At 65.9% G+C, this 19,757-nt stretch carries 19 protein-coding genes; 10 read left to right on the top strand and 9 right to left on the bottom strand.

The genetic code is table 11. The features are described 5' to 3' along the window. Nucleotides 1-9: 9 nt before the first annotated feature. The 3 genes from DNX69_RS03430 to grxD are packed head-to-tail and all read right to left on the bottom strand — an operon-like array spanning nt 10 to nt 2,214. The gene (locus tag DNX69_RS03430; RefSeq protein ID WP_110784599.1) at nt 10-1,290 is read right to left on the bottom strand and encodes a serine hydrolase domain-containing protein; all 1,281 of its coding nucleotides are present in this window, start codon (nt 1,288-1,290) and stop codon (nt 10-12) included. 58 nt (nt 1,291-1,348) lie between these two features. Then, nucleotides 1,349-1,891, bottom strand: coding sequence for an O-acetyl-ADP-ribose deacetylase (locus DNX69_RS03435; RefSeq protein WP_110784600.1), 543 nt, complete (start codon nt 1,889-1,891; stop codon nt 1,349-1,351). After that, nucleotides 1,888-2,214, bottom strand: a complete 327-nt coding sequence (gene grxD / locus DNX69_RS03440) for a Grx4 family monothiol glutaredoxin (protein WP_110784601.1) — start codon at nt 2,212-2,214, stop codon at nt 1,888-1,890. The genes DNX69_RS03435 and grxD overlap by 4 nt, the downstream gene beginning before the upstream one ends. 285 nt (nt 2,215-2,499) lie before the next feature. On the opposite strand from grxD, the gene egtB reads away from it, so the two are divergent. The 3 genes from egtB to DNX69_RS03455 all read left to right on the top strand — a co-directional run bounded on the left by egtB (nt 2,500) and on the right by DNX69_RS03455 (nt 6,232). Further along, the gene (gene egtB, locus DNX69_RS03445) at nt 2,500-3,759 is read left to right on the top strand and encodes an ergothioneine biosynthesis protein EgtB (protein ID WP_110784602.1); all 1,260 of its coding nucleotides are present in this window, start codon (nt 2,500-2,502) and stop codon (nt 3,757-3,759) included. Between the two features lie 45 nt (nt 3,760-3,804). Beyond that, nucleotides 3,805-4,785: an L-histidine N(alpha)-methyltransferase gene (gene egtD / locus DNX69_RS03450; protein ID WP_110784603.1), complete on the top strand. Its 981-nt coding sequence runs from the start codon at nt 3,805-3,807 to the stop codon at nt 4,783-4,785. 358 nt (nt 4,786-5,143) lie between these two features. Continuing rightward, a complete protein-coding gene (locus DNX69_RS03455) occupies nt 5,144-6,232 on the top strand; it encodes a fatty acid desaturase (protein ID WP_110784604.1) in 1,089 nt (362 codons plus the stop codon). A gap of 41 nt (nt 6,233-6,273) precedes the next feature. Here the strand turns inward: DNX69_RS03455 and DNX69_RS03460 are convergent, their stop codons facing one another. Continuing rightward, the gene (locus DNX69_RS03460; RefSeq protein ID WP_110784605.1) at nt 6,274-6,996 is read right to left on the bottom strand and encodes a hypothetical protein; all 723 of its coding nucleotides are present in this window, start codon (nt 6,994-6,996) and stop codon (nt 6,274-6,276) included. A gap of 139 nt (nt 6,997-7,135) precedes the next feature. Beyond that, nucleotides 7,136-7,372, bottom strand: coding sequence for a BolA family protein (locus DNX69_RS03465; RefSeq protein WP_107346500.1), 237 nt, complete (start codon nt 7,370-7,372; stop codon nt 7,136-7,138). A 164-nt stretch (nt 7,373-7,536) separates the two neighbouring features. Here DNX69_RS03465 and DNX69_RS03470 point away from each other — a divergent pair, with 164 nt between their 5' ends. Beyond that, nucleotides 7,537-7,899: a DUF427 domain-containing protein gene (locus DNX69_RS03470; RefSeq protein ID WP_110784606.1), complete on the top strand. Its 363-nt coding sequence runs from the start codon at nt 7,537-7,539 to the stop codon at nt 7,897-7,899. Between the two features lie 74 nt (nt 7,900-7,973). Beyond that, nucleotides 7,974-9,155 (top strand): acyltransferase family protein, encoded by a 1,182-nt coding sequence (locus DNX69_RS03475; RefSeq protein WP_110784607.1) that lies wholly within the window; start codon nt 7,974-7,976, stop codon nt 9,153-9,155. A 50-nt stretch (nt 9,156-9,205) separates the two neighbouring features. Here DNX69_RS03475 and DNX69_RS03480 read toward each other — a convergent pair whose 3' ends face one another. Together DNX69_RS03480 and DNX69_RS03485 are read right to left on the bottom strand one after the other, a co-directional pair. Next, a complete protein-coding gene (locus tag DNX69_RS03480; RefSeq protein WP_110784608.1) occupies nt 9,206-10,453 on the bottom strand; it encodes a cytochrome P450 in 1,248 nt (415 codons plus the stop codon). A 120-nt stretch (nt 10,454-10,573) separates the two neighbouring features. Next, nucleotides 10,574-11,803, bottom strand: a complete 1,230-nt coding sequence (locus DNX69_RS03485) for an ABC transporter substrate-binding protein (RefSeq protein WP_110784609.1) — start codon at nt 11,801-11,803, stop codon at nt 10,574-10,576. 267 nt (nt 11,804-12,070) lie between these two features. Here DNX69_RS03485 and DNX69_RS03490 point away from each other — a divergent pair, with 267 nt between their 5' ends. After that, complete coding sequence (locus DNX69_RS03490) at nt 12,071-12,739, top strand: TetR/AcrR family transcriptional regulator (RefSeq protein WP_110784610.1); 669 nt, start codon at nt 12,071-12,073, stop codon at nt 12,737-12,739. A 269-nt stretch (nt 12,740-13,008) separates the two neighbouring features. On the opposite strand, the gene purL is transcribed toward DNX69_RS03490, so the two are convergent. Together purL and DNX69_RS03500 are read right to left on the bottom strand one after the other, a co-directional pair. Next, nucleotides 13,009-15,219 (bottom strand): phosphoribosylformylglycinamidine synthase subunit PurL, encoded by a 2,211-nt coding sequence (gene purL, locus DNX69_RS03495; protein ID WP_110784611.1) that lies wholly within the window; start codon nt 15,217-15,219, stop codon nt 13,009-13,011. Nucleotides 15,220-15,622: 403 nt separating this feature from the next. Further along, complete coding sequence (locus tag DNX69_RS03500; RefSeq protein ID WP_110784612.1) at nt 15,623-16,987, bottom strand: TrpB-like pyridoxal phosphate-dependent enzyme; 1,365 nt, start codon at nt 16,985-16,987, stop codon at nt 15,623-15,625. A gap of 158 nt (nt 16,988-17,145) precedes the next feature. Between DNX69_RS03500 and DNX69_RS03505 the strand changes: the two genes are divergently transcribed. The 4 genes from DNX69_RS03505 to DNX69_RS03520 all read left to right on the top strand — a co-directional run bounded on the left by DNX69_RS03505 (nt 17,146) and on the right by DNX69_RS03520 (nt 19,736). Continuing rightward, nucleotides 17,146-17,634 (top strand): PaaI family thioesterase, encoded by a 489-nt coding sequence (locus tag DNX69_RS03505; RefSeq protein ID WP_110784613.1) that lies wholly within the window; start codon nt 17,146-17,148, stop codon nt 17,632-17,634. Nucleotides 17,635-17,716: 82 nt separating this feature from the next. Beyond that, the gene (gene murI, locus DNX69_RS03510) at nt 17,717-18,511 is read left to right on the top strand and encodes a glutamate racemase (RefSeq protein ID WP_110784614.1); all 795 of its coding nucleotides are present in this window, start codon (nt 17,717-17,719) and stop codon (nt 18,509-18,511) included. Between the two features lie 53 nt (nt 18,512-18,564). Continuing rightward, nucleotides 18,565-18,960: a cupin domain-containing protein gene (locus DNX69_RS03515; RefSeq protein ID WP_110784615.1), complete on the top strand. Its 396-nt coding sequence runs from the start codon at nt 18,565-18,567 to the stop codon at nt 18,958-18,960. Next, a complete protein-coding gene (locus DNX69_RS03520; RefSeq protein ID WP_110784616.1) occupies nt 18,960-19,736 on the top strand; it encodes an acyltransferase in 777 nt (258 codons plus the stop codon). The genes DNX69_RS03515 and DNX69_RS03520 overlap by 1 nt, the downstream gene beginning before the upstream one ends. Nucleotides 19,737-19,757 lie beyond the last annotated feature (21 nt).

A 19,757-nucleotide genomic window follows, 5' to 3' on the forward strand; every position in this document is an offset into this window, starting at 1 on the left:
GGCCGGGCGTTAATTCTCCAGCGCCTCGTACACCAGCTTCTTTAATTCGCGCTGCACCGGCTGGCGCTGCGACGGGGTCTGCTCCATCAGCACGAAGAACATGTCGAGCTTCGGATCGACCACGAAGTAGCAGCCCGAGGCGCCGTCCCATTTCAATTCGCCGAGCGAGCCGGGCGGCGGCGGCTTGGCGTTGCCGGCATCGGTGCGGACGCCCAGACCGTAGCCGTAGCCGAAGCCGTCACCGGGGAAATAGAAGTAATCACGCTCGACGCCGGAATTCGGGCCGATGTGATCGGTGGTCATGTCCTTGAAGGTGGCTTCGCTGAGATAGCGTTTGCCGTCGAGTTCGCCCTTGTTGAGCAGCATCCGGACGAAGCGGATCACGTCGTGTGGCGTGGAGCTCAGTCCGCCGCCGCCGGATTCCCATTTGCGGACGATGTCCGGCCCGACCAGCCGGCCGACGCGGAAGTTGGAGTCGTTCGGCATCGGCTGCGCCAGCCGCGGCTTCTGCGCCTCGGACTGGAAGAAATACTGCGTATCGGTCATCCCGAGCGGATCGAACAGCTTCTGCTTCTGGAACTGATAGAACGACTGGCCGGACGCCGCCTCGATCACGGCGCCGAGCACCTCGTAGGAATTGCCGTAGTCCCACAGCGTGCCGGGCTGCTCCTGCAGCGGCAGCTTGGCGATCCGCTCGGCGAATTCGCGCGTCGACGGATCGCCGTCATAGATCTTGGCGGCGTCGATCGCCTTGCGCACCAGGCTGTCGCCGTAGAAGCCGTAAGTGATGCCCGCAGTATGCAGCAGGAGATCGCGGACCTGGATCGGCCGTTTCGGCGCGACGAAATCGAGATACTTTTCGCCGTTCTCGCGCTGCTTCTCGACACCGACCTTGGTGTCGGCGAATGCCGGGATGTATTTCGACACCGGATCGTCGAGTTTGATCTTGCCCTCGTCGACCAGCATCATCACCGCAAAGGCGGTGAACGGCTTGGTCAGCGACGACAGCCGGAAGATGGTGTCGTCGGTGATCGGCCGCTTGGTGGCGACGTCGCGGACGCCGAAATGCTTGTGGTACACCGGCTTGCCGTGGCGCTCGATGTACACCACCGCGCCGGGGATCTTGCCCTCGGCAATGATCTTGTTGAAGAACTCGTCGATCCGCTCCAGCTTCTGAGCGGAGAACTGCACGCTCGGCGGCAGGTCGAACGTTCCTTCGGCGATCGCCGGGCTCGCGACCATCGCGGCCAGCGCTCCTGCCATCAACCACCGCGCGGCGCGATGCAGCATTCTTGACTCCTCCGGGTGTGTCTCGTGGATCGTGATGGTAGCGGCGCCCGGTGTGGTTTCAAGGGGCCGCTTCCGCAAGCGCGGCGCGGTGCAGCTCGGCACTCGCGGGCGAAAAGCAGCAGAACACCGCTCGGGTGACCGAGGTGGTGGACCGGAATGCGTCGAGGGTGGTTCGAACCGCGATCGGCGCGGCGCGCTCGGGCGGAAAGCCATAGACCCCGGTCGAGATCGCCGAGAACGCGATCGAGCTCAGCGTATGATCATGGGCGAGCTGCAGGGCGCGGGCGTAGCACGAGGCGAGCGCGGCATCCTCGCCATGGCCGCCGCCGTGCCAGATCGGACCGACGGCGTGGATCACATGACGCGCCGGCAGCCGATACCCGCGAGTGATCTTGGCATCGCCGGTGTCGCAGCCGCCGAGCGTGCGGCATTCGGCGAGCAGCTCGGGACCTGCGGCACGATGGATCGCACCGTCGACACCGCCTCCGCCAAGCAGGGATGCATTGGCTGCGTTGACGATCACGTCGACGGCGAGCGTGGTGATGTCGGCGACGACGACCTCACAGGTCGCCGCGCCGATCTGGCGGATGAAGGGGCTCAGGCGGCGGCCTTGATGCCCTTGTCGGTGAACAGCTTCTGCAGTTCGCCGGCCTGGAACATCTCGCGCACAATGTCGCAGCCACCGACGAATTCGCCCTTCACGTAGAGCTGCGGAATCGTCGGCCAGTTCGAATACTGCTTGATCCCGTCGCGCAGCTCGGCGTTCTCGAGCACGTTGTGGCCCTTATACGGGACGCCGATGTGATCGAGGATCTGCACCACCTGACCGGAGAAGCCACACTGCGGAAATTGCGGCGTGCCCTTCATGAACAGCACGACGTCGTTGGCCTTCACTTCGTTGTCGATGAATTGCTCGATGCTCATGGCGAATCCTTTTGCGGCGCGGCCGGCTGACCACCAGCGGCCGGGTCGAACAGTCATATATGTATCCTGAAACCGGCGAATAGCCCAAGTCAAAACCGATTGAGCCCGGCTTGCAGCCTTGACTTCGTTACCGTTTTCGCCGGCTCCCTGCGAAGGGAGGGGTCTGGGCGCCGGGGGCGCGAATCGCCGCTGGTACGCCGGCGACCTTACATCCCGATTGTCAGCCCCTATCTTGATCAGCCTGGAACTCAGACCGAACAGCAGCGTTTTTCCTCCAAACCGGAGATGCTCGTGACGATCCTGTCCTCCGCTGCGACTTCAGCAGTCGAATCTTCCCCGTCGCCCGTCTCCGACCGCGACCTTGGCAACCGCCTCGCCACTGCCTATCGGACGGTGCGCGACGAAACCGAGCGACGGGCCGCACCGCTATCGCCCGAGGATCAGGTCGTACAGTCGATGCCCGACGCCAGCCCGGCGAAGTGGCACCGCGCCCACACCACCTGGTTCTTCGAGCAATTCCTGCTCGGGCCGCATTGCCCGGGCTATCAGGTGTTCCACCCGGACTACGCCTTTCTGTTCAACTCCTATTACGTCTCGGCCGGGCCGCGGCACACCCGATCCGCACGCGGACTGCTGACCCGGCCCGGGGTGGCCGACGTCGCGGCCTATCGCCGCCATGTCGACGCGGCGATGCTGGACTGGTTCGCCACCGCCGATACGGCGAAGCTCGAGGAAATCGCGCCGCTGATCGAGGTCGGGCTCAACCACGAACAGCAGCATCAGGAATTGCTGATCACCGACATCCTGCACGCGTTCGCGCAGAACCCGATTCCGCCGGCCTACGATCCGGCGTGGCGGCTGCCGGCGACGGACCACAGCGGCGAGGATTGGGTCGCATTGCCGGAAGGCATCCACCCGATCGGCCATGCCGGCGACAGCTTCCATTTCGACAACGAAAAGCCGGTGCACCGCGCGTTGGTCGGGCCGGTCAAGCTGGCCCGCCACCTCGTCAGCAATGCTGAGTGGCTCGAGTTCATGGCGGACGGCGGTTATCGCACCGCCACGCTGTGGCTGATGGACGGCTTCGCCTGCGCCGAGCGCGAGGGCTGGGAGGCGCCCGGCCACTGGCGGCAGGTCGACGGCGAATGGAAGATCATGACGCTCGGCGGCCTGCAGAGCATCGACCCCGGCGCCCCGGTTTGCCACGTCAGCTACTACGAGGCCGACGCCTTCGCGCGCTGGGCCGGCAAGCATTTGCCGACCGAGATGGAATGGGAGGTGGCGGCACGCGCCGGGCATCTTCCCGACGCGTTCGGCACGGTCTGGCAATGGACCCGCAGCGCCTATGCGCCCTACCCGGGCTACAAAGCGATCGAAGGCGCGCTCGGCGAATACAACGGCAAGTTCATGGTCAATCAGCTGGTGCTGCGCGGATCGTCCTGCGCCACGCCAGAGGGCCACAGCCGTGTCAGCTATCGCAATTTCTTCTATCCGTATCACCGCTGGCAGTTCACTGGGCTGCGGCTCGCCGACTACGGCGCTTAATTCAAGAATCTGAATGCGCCACGCGCGCAGCCTGGAGGACCGCCTATGAACGTGCACGTTGCCGTGCAGACGCAAGCGCATCGGCTCGATCCAAACACGGCGGCGTTTGCGCGCGACGTGCTGGACGGGCTGACGCGACCGCAGAAGGAGTTGTCACCGAAGTACTTCTACGACGACGCCGGCTCCGAGCTGTTCGTCGACATCACCCGGCTGCCGGAATACTACCCGACCCGCACCGAGCTCAGCATTTTGCACGATCGCGCCGCCGAGATCGCGGAACTGATCCCGCCCGATGCGGCGGTCGTCGAATTCGGCGCCGGCGCCACCACCAAGATCCGCCTGCTGCTCGCCGCCCATCAGGTTGCGGCCTATGTGCCGGTCGATATCTCCGGCGATTTCATCGTCACCCAGGCCGAAGCGCTGCAGCGCGATTTCCCGCAGCTCGCGGTGCACCCGCTGGCCGCCGATTTCACCAAGCCGTTCGCGCTGCCCCCCGCGGTGCGCGAGCTGCCGAAAGTGGGCTTCTTCCCCGGCTCGACGCTCGGCAATTTCGAGCCGCAGGAGGCGCGGCGCTTCCTGGAGAGCGCGCGCGACATCCTCGGCCACGGCGCGCGGATGATCATTGGCGTCGACCTGGAGAAGGACGAACGCGTATTGGTGCCGGCCTATGACGATGCCGCCGGGGTCACCGCGAGGTTCAATCTCAACCTGCTGATCCGCATCAACCGCGAGCTCGGCGCGGATTTCGATCTCGAGGCGTTCGCGCACCGCGCGATCTACAATCGCGATCAGCACCGCATCGAAATGCATCTGGTCAGCCTGCGCGACCAGACCGTGCACCTGTTCGGCGAACGCATCGGCTTCCGCGCCGGCGAGACGATCCACACCGAGAACAGCTACAAATACAGTTTGGAGCGGTTTCGCGCGCTGGCGCAGCAGGCCGGCTGGACGCCGAAGCAGTGCTGGACCGATCCGGACGCGATGTTCTCGGTGCATGCGATCGAGGCCGACGGTTCTCGGGTGTGACGCGCAACAAGCCTGCGCGCGACCCGAGGATGGATTTGAAGGCCCAGCGGTTGCGGTCGACCCGACCGCCCCCATATTGAGTTAGTAACGCGTCTCTGGCGCACCGGCTGCGGGCTCACACTTGCGCCCGCGGGTGGGCGAGCGGCCACACGGGCCGATCTGGATCGACCGCGAGCGCCTGTCAACTCGTCAGGCTGATTCATCGTCGGCGACACTACTGGTGGTCGGGCTTGCCAAACGAGATCGGCACACCCCGGTATCGACTGCAATAGCCATTCTCGTTCGCATTCCGTCACGGTGGCGCACGCCCGCGCACCCTGTCCTCTTTCATCACGTGCGATCGCAGGATCTCTTCGCCATGCCCTCGAACATGAACCATGACGCGGAGGCCCCGGTCTCTGACGCGCGGCTTTGGACTCGCATTCTGGCCAACTACGGCACGCCGAGTCACGCGCGCAGCATCGCCGAGCTGGCAATCACGGCTTTGCCGCTGGTGGTGTTATGGGGAGCGGCCTGGTTCGCGTATTCGATCGGGCACGCTTGGGCATCCCTGCTGATCGCGATTCCCGCATCAGGATTTTTGCTCCGCCTGTTCATGATCCAGCATGACTGCGGCCACGGCGCGTTCTTCCGCAAGCGGCAGGCCAACGATTGGGTCGGCCGTGTGATCGGTGTGCTGACGCTGACGCCGTACGACTGCTGGCGCCGCCAGCACGCCACGCATCACGCCACCACCGGCAATCTCGATCGTCGCGGGGTCGGCGATCTCGATACGCTGACCGTGCGCGAGTACAGCGAGCTGAGCTGGTGGGGCCGTTTGAAATATCGTCTCTACCGCAACCCGCTGGTGATGTTCGGCCTCGGGCCGGCCTACGTGTTTCTGCTGCAGCAGAGACTGCCGGTCGGACTGATGCGCGATGGCTGGCGGCCTTGGGTGAGTGCGATGGCGACCAATGCGGCGATCGCCATCATCGTGGTGACGCTCACCTGGTTCATCGGCATCAAGGCATTCCTGCTGGTGCATCTCCCGATCATGCTACTGGCCGCGACCGCCGGGGTGTGGCTATTCTACATTCAGCATCAGTTCGAGGCCACGACGTGGGAGCACAACGAACGCTGGAGCCTGCATCAAGCCGCGCTCTATGGCAGCTCGTACTACGATCTGCCGGCACCGCTGAGCTGGTTCACGGCCAATATCGGGATGCACCACGTGCACCATCTGGCCAGCCGCATTCCGTATTATCGCCTGCCCCGCGTGTTGCACGATCACCCCGAACTGCGAGCCATCGGCCGCGTCACGCTGTGGCAGAGCTTCCGTTGCATCCCGCTGGCCTTGTGGGACGAGGCCCAGCGACGTCTGGTGTCGTTCCGCGACGTCCGCGCCCAAATGCAGAAGCAAGCGACCGCGAATATCGCGACGCGGCAGTTGTCGAAAGTCTCCAAGTAAAGCAGCAGCGCCGCGCGCACCCCGACGCAGCTTCGTGGGGCTCAGGCGTGCTCGGTCGCCGCAAGGCGGGCGGAGCGCCGATCGCGCGCCTCGGTCGCGCATTTGGCGGCGTGGACCTCGCGATTGATCACCTGCAGGTTCGGCAGGCCCCAATAGCCGAGCAGCTCCGGCCAAGCGCGATCGCGGTGCTGCCGCCACACCTGAAACAGCGGCACGAGGTGATCGACCTCGGCGGTTCGCAGCAGCCGGCGGTTGGTCTCGCGACAGCGGCGGCCCTGCAGGCGCCGCAGCAGCTTGGTCTGGCCGCTCGGCGCGTTCCAGAACTGCCAGGCGGTGACGCAGGCGCTGTGCCAGGTGGCGTTCTTGTTGATGCCGGCGTCCCACAGATCGGCGTGCCAGCCGAACCGATACACCGGCTGGCCGCAGACGCAGCAGAAGCCCGGTCCGCGCTGGTGCGCCTTCTCCCGATACGGCGCAGGCGGAATGCGGAACGAGGCCGGCAATCCGCCCGCGGGATCGCCGACTTGCCATTGCCAGCCGGCCGGGGCGCCGCTGCGCGCCGCGAGCACACGTGCCAGCCGCTCGGCCCGCAGCGGATGCGCCCGCCAATATGAGTCGACCGCGACCCGCAGGGTCGAGGGCACATAGGCACGGGCTTTGGCGTGGATCAGCACGGCCTGCGGGAAGACATCCGGCAGCCGCTTGGTCAGCCGCGCAAGCGCCGCAGCGTTGGCCTTCGCCTTTTCGTCCCGCCAGTTCGACATGCCACCCCTGCCCCGCGCCGACGGTGCCTCCCGGCTGTTAAGCCACCGTTAACGCCGAAGCGTCGGGGATAGGCGCGGCCGGGTCACCGGCCGTGCTCGCGCGCGCCGATTTGGCGGGGGGAAAGTCAGAGCGGATGCGTCAGGCTTCCGGCACGCCGGTCTGCAGGGCCAGCGCGTGCAGCACGCCGCCCATTTGCCCCTGCAGCGACTGGTAGACGATCTGATGCTGCTGCACCCGGGACTTGCCCCGGAACGACTCCGAGATCACGGTCGCGGCGTAATGATCGCCGTCGCCGGCGAGGTCGCGAATCGTCACCTCCGCGTCGGGGATCGCGGCCTTGATCATGGCCTCGATGTCGCGGGCATCCATCGGCATTCGGTCGTCCTCCAGATCGTCGCGGGCCGCCTGCGCGGGACGCGCAGTGGCAATCCTGAACCGCCATCCTATATCGCAGTGCGTCCCTTTCAAAGCCACGACGCCGGGCACTCTCGGCGAGGTGACTGTGGCGCCGGTCCGATTCGTCACCCAGAGGTCCGCCCATGAAGCTCCCCGGTCCCGATCACCCGATCACGATCACGGCAAATCCGAACGGCGTCAGGATCAGTGCGGACGGCAGGGTGATCGCCGAGACCCGTCGCGCGCTGACGCTGCAGGAGGCAAGCTACCCGCCCGTGCAGTACATTCCGCGGGAAGACGCCGACATGCGGCTGCTGGAAAAGACCGCCCGCGTCACCCACTGCCCTTATAAGGGCGATGCCAGTTATTTCAGCATCGTCGCCGTCGGCGAGCCACAGGCCAACGCGGTGTGGAGCTACGAGCAGCCGTTTCCGGCGATGGCGGAGATCGCCGGCTATCTGGCGTTCTATCCGCAAAAGGTTCAAATCGAAGAATTCAAACCCTAGCAATTCGCCGAACAGGCGATTCAGCTAAGGCGCAGTATCGTATTCCACCGGCGGCATCGCGCGGGGCTCATTTCGTGACTGTAACTTATCCCACCACCGGCGGCATGACCGCGCACGCGGCCTCCCATGTGCGCGACCTGTCGCTCGACCGCACCCGCACCTTCCTCACCATCCTGGTGCTGATCCACCATTCGGTGATTCCCTACACCTATTTCGGCCACACCGACCCGACCTCGTTCATCGGCTTCGACTGCGTGGTGCTCGCCACCGACAGTTTCTTCATGGCGATGTTCTTCATGCTGTCGGGACTGTTCCTGTGGCCGAGTCTCGACCACCGGCCGAAATTCGGCTCGCTGGCGCGCGACCGGCTGATCCGGCTCGGCATCCCGTTCGTGATCGCGGCGTTCACCGTGATTCCGATCGCCTATTACGCGCTGGCGTTGCGCGCCAACCCGACCGAAACCTTCGCGCAGTTCTACGAGCACATGATCACGGTCGGCCCGTGGCCGAGCGGACCGTTGTGGTTTCTGTGGGTGCTGTTCATCTTCAGTGCAATCGGCGGCGTGCTGTACCGGATTTCGCGGCACACGCTCGACCCGATCAATCACCTCGCCAAGCTCGGCTACAAATCTCCGGCGCTGTTCATCGGCGCGGTGTTCGTGATCACCGCGATCCTCTACGTGCCGTCGCGGCTGTACTACACCTCGACCTATTGGTTCGAGTGGGGCCCGTTCGCGGTGCAGGCCAGCCGGGTGTTGCTGTACACGGCGTACTTCTTCATCGGCGCCGGCATCGGCGCCTGCCATCCGGAGCAGAGCGTACTCGGCGCCGGCGGCAGACTGGCGAAGCAATGGTGGGTGTGGCTGCTGGTGGCGCTGGTGCCGTATCTCGGGATGTGGACCCTGATCGGGATCAAGCGCGGCATTCTCGACAATCCGGACGACCTGCCGATGTGGTACGAGGCGAGCTACAGCATCGCCCTCACCGCGTTCAGCGCCGCGATCATCTTCGCCATCCTGGCGATTTTCCTCCGCTTCCGCCGCAGCGGCTGGAGCCTGCTCGATCCGTTGCAGCACGACGCCTACGGCATCTTCCTGGTGCACTACGCCTACATGCTGTGGCTGCAATACTGGCTGTACGACTACGACCTGCCGGCGATCGTCAAAGCCGCCATCGTGTTCACCCTCGGCCTGCTGCTGAGTTGGGCAACGACGTATCTCTTGCGGAAGATTCCTGGCGCCTATCGGGTGCTGTGAAGAAAGCAGCGGCGCCGGGGCAGACCGCGCTTGCGGTCGATACGCGCCGGTCAGCCGGCCATCCGGCGGCGCGTTTCGCCGGTCTCCGCCGTCGAGGCGGTGAAGGCGATCGGCAGACGCGTCGGCCCCTGCAGGCCGTGCGGCGGCCGCCATTCGCACGGCCCGTCGAGCTCCAGCGTGACGAAGGCGCGCGACAGAACCAGCAGCGCCTCCTCGAGCTCTGCTTTGGCCAGATGCAGACCGAGACAGGTATGCGGGCCGAAGCCGAAAGTCAGATGCGGCGCCCGCACCACCGGGCGTTCGATATCGAAGCGGTGCGGCTCGGTGACGATGGTCGGGTCGTAGTTCAGCGCCAGCAGCGACAGCGCGATCGCCGTGCCCTTCGGAATAGCGATGCCGTTGACGTCGACGTCGGTCGACGCGTAGCGCGAAATGAAGCCGCCGGCCGGTGCGCAGCGCAGCATCTCATCGACCGCGCGGCCGACCAGTTCGGGGCGCTCGCGCAGCTTCTGCCATTGGTCGGGATTCTGCGCGAACAGATACAGGCCGCTGCCCAGCACATAGCGCGTCGTGTCGGTTCCGGCGGCGAGGAAGCCGCCGATCATGTTGACGATTTCCTGCCGCGTCAGTCGGTCGCCGTCCTCTTCGGCCCGCAGCAGATGGCTGAGCATGTCGTCGCCGAGCCGCGTCTCGCGGCGCTCGATCACTGGAAGCAGATAGGCGTCCATATCCAGATGCGCGGCGTAGGACACGGCGGCAGCGCCGGTGCCCATATGCATGAACGCGACCCAATCGGCGGAGACGCGGGAGAAAAAATCAATGTCCTGATCCGGAATGCCCATCAAGGCGCACACCACCGGGATCGGATAGGGCCGCAGCAGCGCCTCGACCGCTTCGCAGCAGCCTTGCGGCAGCACCGGCGCAACCAGGTTTTCCATGATCGCGCGCATGCGGGCGCGATAACCCTCTACGGCCCGCGGCGACATCGCCGTCATCGTCAGTTGGCGCAGCCGCAGATGATCCGGCCCCTCCATGCTGAGAAGCTGTTTGGTGCGACGCTCGATGAACGCCGGATCGACCGCCGGATCGGATCGCAGCATCGCCAGCGCCAGGTTGACCAGGCGTTTGTCGCGAAACGCCGTGCGGACGTCATCCTGATCCTGCAGGAGAATGCCGTCGGGCAACCGCAGGGCGCGCGCATCGCGCGGCGGCAGCCGTTCCCAGAACGGCCCGTCGCCGGGCAGGATGCCGGCCGGTGCGGTTGGAAGCTCCGTCACCGAAATCGCTGCACTGCTCATCGCAATCTCCCAACCGGCTGTCGATCTGAACGAATGTCGTTGCCTGCGAGGCAGGCCCGCGCACGCAACCGGCCTTGCCGGCAGCGGCCCCCGGGTGATGCGCGCAATGGACGCACTCCGCTATTCGGAGACGGGCTTGTCGGAAATGTCCCAGTCCGCGCCGTTGAACGTCGACACGAACAGCGTCTTCATCGGCGTGTAGTCGTCCGCCGTGAAGCTGTGACTGATACCTTCGAGGAAATACGGCGGACGGAAGCCGGCGAGCCCGATCGCCTGCTTGAGCACGTTGGCGCGGGTGAGGTCGTCGCCGCAGCGGCGCAGCACTTCCGCCATCGTCACAGCCTGGCCGTAGCCGGCGAACGCTATCGTGTTGTCCGGATCGATGTTGGGCAGGTAGCGTTTACGTAGCTGTTCGAACGCCAGCACGTCGGGATCGTTGGCCCATGTCGGGCCGCCGACCTCTTTGGCGTAGCGCACCGCGACGATGCCGGTGGCGTTCGCGATCCCCGCGGCGCTCAGGATGGACCGCCCGGTCGAGCTCGAGAACAGCAGATGCAGCGGCTTCCAGCCGAGCTCGGCGACCTTGCGGATCGACTGCGACGCCGCCTTGCCGGTCGAGATGTTGAAGAACACATCCGCGCCGGACTTGGACAAATTGATCAGCTGCGAATCCACCGTCGGTTCGGTGAGGTCGTAGCTCTGCTCGATGATCACCTGCGCGGTGCCGCCCGCATCCTGCAGCACCTTCTTGAATGGGCCGAGGAAGTCACGGCCGAAATCGTCGTTCTGATACAGAATGCCGATGCGGGCGTTCGGCCTCGTCGCAAGGACGTACCGGGCGAGGATCCGCGCTTCGGTCGGATACAGCGGCAGGCCCGCCATGGTCCATTTGAATTGCTTCGGGTCGTTCCATTTCGACGCGCCGCTGTTGAGCAGGAGCTGCGGCACGCCTTTGGAGTTGAGATATTTGTGCACGGCCGTCTGCGGCGCGGTGCCGAGCGAGCCGAACAACGCCAGCACCTCCTCCTGCTCCACCAGCCGCCGCGTCGCCTCGACGCACTTCGGCGCGCTGTAGCCGTCGTCGACGCTGAGGAATTTGACCTTGCGGCCGTTGATGCCACCGGTCTCGTTGAGCATCTGGAAATATGCCTCGCCAACACGACCGAGCACACCATAAAGCGAGCCAGGCCCGGAATGCGGTCCGGTCTGGCCGAGCTTGATCTCGGTGTCGCTCGCGCCTGGACCGTAGGCCTTGCCGGCGGCGCGGACGAATGGCGCCGGCAGTGTCGAGGCAAGGACGGTGGCGAGCGCAGTGACGCCGAATTCACGCCGCGTCTGTCGGCCCGTCATGCCCGCCGCTCCGTTCGGGCTTCGCCGGAGCCAGCCGTCGCGGCAGCAGATGCGGCGGCCGTAGCCCCACCGAACCGCGCGGCCGAGTGACGAAGATGTCGATGAAGGGAATCGAAGATGAGCGCCATCAATCAAGCCTCCCTGATCTTTGATGCTGAACGCATCCGTCCGTTTTCGGACTTGGATCGACGGTAATTGAACGCGTTTAATTATGCAAGTGAGTTTCATGAGAGGCGATTTCGCCGGGCGAACGCGATAGGATCGCGCATGCTCAGAAGGTCTCCTCCGGATCGCGGCGCGGTCCGCAGCCGCGCCACATCGGCCGAAGCTAAGGCACGAGTCCGGGCTGCGTTCGTCGCTGCCGGTCGAAAGCTGCTAGCGAACAAGGAATCGGAAGCCTACTCGCTGCGCGCCGTAGCGGCGGCCGCCGGTTACTCACCGGGCACGATCTATCAGTACTTCTCGGATCATCGTGACCTGCTGTTCGCAATCCGCGAACAGGACATGCTCGAAGCGACAATCGCACTGGAACGCGTCGCCGAAGCGGAGTCGGACAGCGAACTGCGGGTGCGAAAGCTGCTGCTCGGCGCGATGCGTTATTGGCTCGACCATTTCGAACATTTCGAGACGCTGTTCGCGCTGGCGCCGTCCATGCAGATCGTGCAGAGCGGCGATGGCCTTGCGTTCGGCCGTTCGGCCGTGGTGGTGCGCGCCTATGCGGTGTTCGAGCGCGCCGTCGGCGCGTTTCTTCAGGAGCACGCGCGCTCCGAGGTCGACCCCAAGGCGGCGGTGGACTGCCTGATCGCCGCTGTCCACGGCATGATCTGGTTTCCCCACGCCACTCGGACGATGAGCTGGACGAAGACCGAGCCGATGATCGGCATGGTGATCGACGCCGTTCTGGCAAGCTGGAAACGCGGGGAGCACCAGGAGTAATCGCTCGTGCCCCTCAGCCGCATGCGCTCTCTGTTCTGTCATTCCGGGGCGCGAGCGCAGCTCGCGAGCCCGGAATCCATAACTACCGAATCTGTTGCTGGCGCACGGCGTCACCCGCCGTGCTCATCCGCGAGCGCAGGGGTTAGGGATTCCGGGCCTGCGCTGCTACGCAGCGCATCCCGGAATGACGATGGAGAGTGTGGGTGTCGCGGCGAGATTCCGGGTTCGCTCGCTTGCGCGAGCACCCCGGAATGACACGGCGACTGCGGTTAGTTCTTCCCGCCCATGTAGTCCGGCAGCCAGTGCTCGTGCGCGTGACGTAGCGCCTTGATGTCGACGCTGCCTTCGCCTTCGATCTTCAGGGCGTGGCCGCCGGTCAGGCCGATCTGGGTGCAGGGCACGCCGATCGTCTTCAGCTTGGTCATCACCGCGAGCAGATCGGCTTCCTTCACCGTGACGACGTAGCGGGCCTGATCCTCACCGAACCACCAGGCGTGCGACACGGTCTCGCCGGGAGGCGCGTCGAGCGCGGCGCCGATGCCGCCCGCGATCGCCATCTCGGCAAGCGCGACCAGGAGGCCGCCGTCGGACACGTCGTGCACAGCGGTCGCGGTGCCGGCGTGGATCATGCCGCGGACGACGTCGCCGTGGCGCTTCTCGACCGCAAGATCGACCGGCGGCGGCGCGCCTTCTTCGCGGCCGCAGATCTCGCGCAAGTACACCGACTGGCCGAGCCAGCCTTTGGTCTCGCCGATCAGCAGGATCGCCTCGCCTTCGGCCTTGAAGGCCAGCGTCGCCGACTTGGTGAAGTCGTCGAGTACGCCGACGCCGCCGATCGACGGGGTCGGCAGGATGCCGCGGCCGCTCGTCTCGTTGTAGAGCGAGACGTTGCCGGAGACGATCGGCGAGTCGAGCGCGATGCAGGCTTCCGAGATGCCCTTCAGGCAGCCGACCAGCTGGCCCATGATCTCCGGCCGCTCCGGATTGCCGAAGTTCAGGTTGTCGGTGATCGCCAGCGGCTTGCCGCCGACCGCGGTGATGTTGCGATAGGCTTCGGCCACCGCCTGCTTGCCGCCCTCGAACGGATCGGCCTCGCAATAGCGCGGCGTGACGTCGACGGTGAGCGCGAGGCCCTTCGGGCCATCCTCGATCCGCACCACCGCGGCATCGCCACCTGGACGCTGCACGGTGTTGCCGCCGATGACGTGGTCGTACTGCTCCCACACCCAGCGCTTAGAGCACAGGTCCGGCGTCGCCAGCAGCTTCGCCAGCGCCTCGGCGGCGCCCATCGGCGCGTTGATGTCGCGCGCGTGGATAACGGGCAGCTTCGGCGTCTCCACCCAGGGGCGATCGTACAGTGGGGCTTCGTCGCCAAGCTCCTTGATCGGCAGATCGGCCTTCACCTGCCCGCCATGCTTGACCACGAAGCGCTTGGTCGGCGTGGTGTAGCCGACGATCGCGAAGTCGAGGCCCCACTTCTTGAAGATCTCCTCGGCTTCCTTTTCCTTCTCCGGCTTCAGCACCATGAGCATGCGCTCCTGGCTTTCGGAGAGCATCATCTCGTAGGCGGTCATGCCGGTCTCGCGGGTCGGCACCGCGTCGAGATCGAGTTCGACACCGAGGTCACCCTTGGCGCCCATCTCGACCGCCGAGCAGGTCAGGCCCGCCGCGCCCATGTCCTGGATCGCGATCACGCAATCCTTGGCCATGATCTCGAGGCAAGCCTCGAGCAGCAGCTTCTCGGCGAACGGGTCGCCGACCTGCACGGTCGGACGCTTCTCCTCCGAGCCCTCGTCGAACTCGGCCGACGCCATGGTGGCGCCGCCCATGCCGTCACGCCCCGTTTTCGAGCCGAGATAGACGATCGGCATGCCGACGCCCGAGGCGGCGGCGAGGAAGATCTTGTCGGCATCCGCAAGGCCCACCGCCATGGCGTTGACCAGGATGTTGCCGTCGTAGCGGGTGTGGAACCGGGTCTGGCCTCCCACCGTGGGCACGCCGAACGAATTGCCGTAGCCGCCGACGCCGGCGACGACGCCGGACACGAGATGCCGGGTCTTGGGATGCTTGGGATCGCCGAAGCTCAGCGCATTGAGGCAGGCGATCGGCCGCGCCCCCATGGTGAAGACGTCACGCAAAATACCGCCGACGCCGGTGGTGGCGCCCTGATACGGCTCGATATAGCTCGGGTGGTTGTGGCTCTCCATCTTGAAGACCACCGCCTGATTGTCGCCGATGTCGATCACGCCGGCGTTCTCGCCCGGCCCCTGCAGCACCCACGGCGCCTTGGTGGGCAGCCCCTTGAGGTGGATGCGCGAGGATTTGTACGAGCAATGCTCGTTCCACATCGCCGAGAAGATGCCGAGCTCGGTGAACGTCGGCTCACGCCCGATCAGATCGAGAATGCGCTGATATTCGTCCGGCTTGAGGCCATGGCTGGCGATCAGGTCCGGGGTGATCTTCGGCTCGGGAGCGGACATAGGGCAGCATTCCTCGGCGCGCCGGAGGGGCCGGCGCGGACCGCTGTTATGTAGAAAGAACGGCCCAAGGGGGAAAGGTTTTTCTGCACGCCCGGGGATGGCGAACCGCCCCCGGCCGGGATTGAAGGCACGCCTTTTCAATAAGTTGCAGCTTCCGCCCCAGCCACGGCCAGCTCCTTCTCCCCGCTCTGGGCGCGGAGAAGGGTGGGATGAGGGGCTGGGCAGAGAATCGGACGCGGTTGAAGTCGCGCGGAGAGCGGGCGATGCCGCGCTGTGCCGGCCTGAGAAGCAGACTCCGGATTGACGCCGTGCCACGCCCCTCACCCGGATCGCTGCGCAATCCGACCTCTCCCCGCGCAGGGCGGGGAGAGGTTGGGTCAGTGCCTTGCGGCTGGCTTCAGAGCTATGCCGCGACCGCCGGCAGGCCGGCCAGCGCGGTGGCGAGGTCGGCTTCGTCGTAGTCCTGATCGACCAGCTTGCCTTCGAAGTAGTTGATGTAGGCCTGCATGTCGAAATGGCCGTGGCCGGAGAGGTTGAACAGGATCGTTTCCGACTTGCCCTCCTCCTTGCAGCGCAGCGCCTCGTCGATCGCGCAGCGCACCGCGTGGGTCGATTCCGGCGCCGGCACGATGCCTTCGGTGCGGGCGAACTGCACGCCGGCGTCGAAGCAGCCGACCTGCTTGTAGGCGCGCGCCTCGATCAGGCCGAGCTCGTAGGCGTGCGACACCATCCCGCTCATGCCGTGATAGCGCAGGCCGCCGGCGTGGAAGCCCGGCGGCATGAAGGTCGAGCCGAGCGTGTGCATCTTCACCAGCGGGGTGAGATGCGCGGTGTCGCCGAAATCATACGCGTAGGTGCCGCGAGTCAGCGTCGGGCACGCCGCCGGCTCGACCGCGATGATGCGCCGCTTGCGGCCACCGCGCAGTTGCAGGCCGAGGAACGGGAACGCGAGGCCGGCGAAGTTCGAGCCGCCGCCGGCGCAGCCGATGATCACGTCCGGATCGTCGCCCGCCATCTCGCACTGCTTGATGGCTTCCTGGCCGATGATGGTCTGGTGCAGCATAACGTGATTGAGCACCGAACCGAGCGCGTATTTGATATCCGGATTCTTGGCGGCGACTTCCACCGCCTCCGAGATCGCGATGCCGAGCGAGCCGGGGCTGTTCGGATTCGCTTCCAGAATGGCGCGGCCGGAATCGGTCTCGGTCGAGGGCGAGGCGATGCAGCGCGCGCCGTAGGTCTCCATCAACGCGCGGCGATACGGCTTCTGATCGAACGACACGCGGACCTGAAAGACGAGGACGTCGAGCCCGAACAGCGAGCCGGCGAACGCCAGCGACGAGCCCCACTGCCCGGCGCCGGTCTCGGTCGACAGCTTCTTGATGCCGGCCTGCTTGTTGTACCAAGCCTGCGGCACCGCGGTGTTCGGCTTGTGCGAGCCGGCCGGCGAGACGCCTTCGTATTTGAAGTAGATCTTGGCCGGGGTGCCGAGCGCCTGTTCGAGGCGGCGGGCGCGGATCAGCGGCGCCGGGCGCCACATCCGAAACACGTCGCGCACCGGCTCGGGAATCTCGATGTAGCGCTCGGTCGCGACCTCCTGGAGGATCAGCTCCATCGGGAACAGCGGCTCCAGATCGCTCGGGCCGACCGGCTGATGGGTGCCGGGATGCAGGACCGGCGGCATCGGCGTCGGAAAGTCGGCATTTAGATTGTACCAGGACTTCGGGATGTTCTCCTCGTCCAGTACATACTTGATCTGGTCGCTCATTCTGGTCTCCCTCACGCGGCCCGTTTCTTGCGGGGCGAGAGGGTATACAGCGCCGGCTTGCCTGCCAATTGCGCAGTGTCAATTCAGATTGACCGATTTGCATTGCACCGCCGCATCGGTTTTATGGACCAAAACGATAGACCAAAGGATAACCCCCCTTGCAGCCCACCGCCGAACCCACGCGTCCCGGTCGCCCGGACCTTTTCACTGCCACCGAAGGCGAATTTGCCGGCTGGCGGACTTGGACGCGGGACACTTTCGAATCCCACAATGGGCCGTTCTGGCACCGCATCGATGACGACGGCCGCGTGCGCTGCGCCTTCCGGGTCGATAAGAAGCATCTCAACGGCATGAAGGCGGTGCACGGCGGCTGCTTCATGACCTTCGCCGATTATTGCCTGTTCGCGATCGCCGTCCGCGAATTGCAGGGGCCGGGCGTGACAGTGGCGTTCGGCGCCGAATTTCTCGACGCGGCCTACGAGGGCGAACTGATCGAGGCGACCGGCGAAGTCACCCGCGCCGGCAAGTCGCTGATCTTCGTCCGCGGGATGTTGAAATGCGGCGAGCGGCCGCTGTTTACGTTCTCGGGCACGATCAAGCGGGTCAGGCGCAACGTGCCGCCGACCGAGGTCGCCGACAGCCATTGACCGGAGCGGCCTTGCCGCCGCCGCAGGGCTGCGTCGCGCGATCGGCAACCGAAAGCTAACCAAGATCGGGTAAGGTCGCGCCGTGACCTCGCTCCCCACAATCCTGGTGTTCGATTCGGGCCTCGGCGGCCTCACCGTGCTGCGTGAGGTCGTCCGCGCCCGGCCCGACGCGCACTACGTCTATGTCGGCGACGACGCGTTCTTTCCCTACGGCCAGCGCAGCGAAGAGGCGGTGATCGGCCGCGTCGTGCCGCTGATGGGCGAGCTGATCGCCGCGCACGCGCCGGACCTCGTCGTGATCGCCTGCAACACCGCCTCGACCATGACGCTGGCGCCGCTGCGAGCGCGTTACCGGGTGCCGTTCGTCGGCACCGTGCCGGCGATCAAGCCGGCCTGCGCAGGCTCCCGCACCAAGCGCGTCTCCGTCCTCGGCACCAACGCCACGGTGCGGCTGGAATACACCCGCGCGCTGATCCGCGATTTCGCCCAAGACTGCGAAGTCTCGCTGGTCGGCTCGATCCGGCTCGCCACCCTCGCCGAAACCGCGCTCGGCGGCGGCGAAGTGACCGACGCGGCGATCCGCGCCGAGATCGCGCCCTGCTTCGTCGAGGCCGACGCCGCACGCGGCCGCACCGATGCGGTGGTGCTGGCCTGCACACATTACCCGCTGCTGCTCGACCGGCTGGTGCGACTCGCACCCTGGCCGGTCGAATGGATCGATCCGGCTCCCGCAATCGCCCGCCGCGTCGTCACCTTGCTCGGCGAGACCAGCGGCCATGCCGCGAGCCCCGATGCCGAGATGATCTTCACCTCCGGCCGGCATCCCCGGGCGAGCGCAGCGCTCGCCCCTTATTTCGGCGGCCGGATTCCGGCCTGAGCGCTTTTCCGCTTGCCGGGACGCTGCTAGCGTCGGCACCCGGAGGAGCCCCAATGACAATCAAATTTGCTCGTCACATCCTGGTCGCGTGCGCCGTGATAGCTGCTGCGGGCACTTCCGTCGCCCAGCAGAGCGGTATCAAGCGTACGCCGCTGCAGAAGATCGAGTTCCCGGACGGCTATGTCACCGTCAGCGGCCTCGCGGAACTGCCGCCGGGCGGCAGTATCGGCCGCCACACCCATCCCGGCATCGAGACCGGTTATCTGCTCGAGGGCGAAGCAGTGATGAGCATCGACGGCCAACCCGACCGGCACCTCAAGGCGGGCGAGTCCTACGTGATCCCGGCCGGCGTGGTGCACGACGCCAAGGTGCACGGCGACAAGGGCGCCAAGGTGATGGCGGTGTGGGTGGTCGACAAGACCAAGCCGCTCGCGACGCCCGCGAAGTAATGCGGGGCAGAACTCGCCGGATTTCGGCGCCGCGTCGCCTGATCGCGGATCTGATGCACGCCTCGCAGGGCGTCCCGCTGATCAGCTACCAGCGCACGCTGCACCTCGGCCCGCTGGCGCGGGCCCGGGCCGCCGCCGCGTCGCCGCCCGGCTTCGCCGCGATCTTCGCCAAGGCGTTCAGCCTGGTGGCGCGTGACGAGCCGCTGCTGCGGACGCTCTACATCGATTTCCCGTGGCCGCATTTCTTCGAACTGCCGAAGAGCGTCGGCATGATCGCGGTCGCCCGCCGCATCGACGGCGAAGACTGCGTGCTGATGCAGAAGGTGACCGCCGCCGATACGCTGCCGCTGCACGAGGTCGACGTGATCATCCGCGACGCCCGCACCGCCCCGATCGACGAAGTGCCGATGTTCCGCAAGCTGCTGCGGATCAGCCGAATGCCATGGCCGCTGCGGCGGATCGCCTGGTGGGTCGGGATGTCGCTGGACCGGCCGCGGGCGAATTTCTTCGGCAGTTTCGGCGTCTCCTCGGTGTCGGCGTTCGGCCCCGGCGACCTCTGCCCGGTCAGCCCAGGGCCCTATATCCTCAGCTATGGCCAGCTCAGCGACGACGACCGCCTGAACGTGATCGTCCGGTTCGACCACCGGGTGATCGACGCCGCCCCGGTCGCGCGGCTGATGACCCGGCTGGAACAGGTGTTGAACACCACCATCGCGGCCGAGATCGAAAGCCTGGACCGTCCGGCCCGGCCGATCAGGGCCGCGGCCCGATCTTGAAGGCAAAGCACTGTTGACATA

It is taken from the genome of Rhodopseudomonas palustris, from assembly GCF_003226555.1.
Classification (GTDB): domain Bacteria; phylum Pseudomonadota; class Alphaproteobacteria; order Rhizobiales; family Xanthobacteraceae; genus Rhodopseudomonas; species Rhodopseudomonas palustris_I.

Bases quoted from the DNA above. Each gene is read 5' to 3' on its own strand.
- DNX69_RS03485 (WP_110784609.1), bottom strand. From the start codon at position 11,803: ATGACGGGCCGACAGACGCGGCGTGAATTCGGCGTCACTGCGCTCGCC.
- DNX69_RS03470 (WP_110784606.1), top strand. From the start codon at position 7,537: ATGAAGCTCCCCGGTCCCGATCACCCGATCACGATCACGGCAAATCCG.
- egtB (WP_110784602.1), top strand. From the start codon at position 2,500: ATGCTCGTGACGATCCTGTCCTCCGCTGCGACTTCAGCAGTCGAATCT.
- DNX69_RS03490 (WP_110784610.1), top strand. From the start codon at position 12,071: ATGCTCAGAAGGTCTCCTCCGGATCGCGGCGCGGTCCGCAGCCGCGCC.
- DNX69_RS03500 (WP_110784612.1), bottom strand. From the start codon at position 16,987: ATGAGCGACCAGATCAAGTATGTACTGGACGAGGAGAACATCCCGAAG.
- DNX69_RS03460 (WP_110784605.1), bottom strand. From the start codon at position 6,996: ATGTCGAACTGGCGGGACGAAAAGGCGAAGGCCAACGCTGCGGCGCTT.
- egtD (WP_110784603.1), top strand. From the start codon at position 3,805: ATGAACGTGCACGTTGCCGTGCAGACGCAAGCGCATCGGCTCGATCCA.
- DNX69_RS03455 (WP_110784604.1), top strand. From the start codon at position 5,144: ATGCCCTCGAACATGAACCATGACGCGGAGGCCCCGGTCTCTGACGCG.
- DNX69_RS03520 (WP_110784616.1), top strand. From the start codon at position 18,960: ATGCGGGGCAGAACTCGCCGGATTTCGGCGCCGCGTCGCCTGATCGCG.
- purL (WP_110784611.1), bottom strand. From the start codon at position 15,219: ATGTCCGCTCCCGAGCCGAAGATCACCCCGGACCTGATCGCCAGCCAT.
- grxD (WP_110784601.1), bottom strand. From the start codon at position 2,214: ATGAGCATCGAGCAATTCATCGACAACGAAGTGAAGGCCAACGACGTC.
- DNX69_RS03515 (WP_110784615.1), top strand. From the start codon at position 18,565: ATGACAATCAAATTTGCTCGTCACATCCTGGTCGCGTGCGCCGTGATA.
- DNX69_RS03430 (WP_110784599.1), bottom strand. From the start codon at position 1,290: ATGCTGCATCGCGCCGCGCGGTGGTTGATGGCAGGAGCGCTGGCCGCG.
- DNX69_RS03465 (WP_107346500.1), bottom strand. From the start codon at position 7,372: ATGCCGATGGATGCCCGCGACATCGAGGCCATGATCAAGGCCGCGATC.
- DNX69_RS03480 (WP_110784608.1), bottom strand. From the start codon at position 10,453: ATGAGCAGTGCAGCGATTTCGGTGACGGAGCTTCCAACCGCACCGGCC.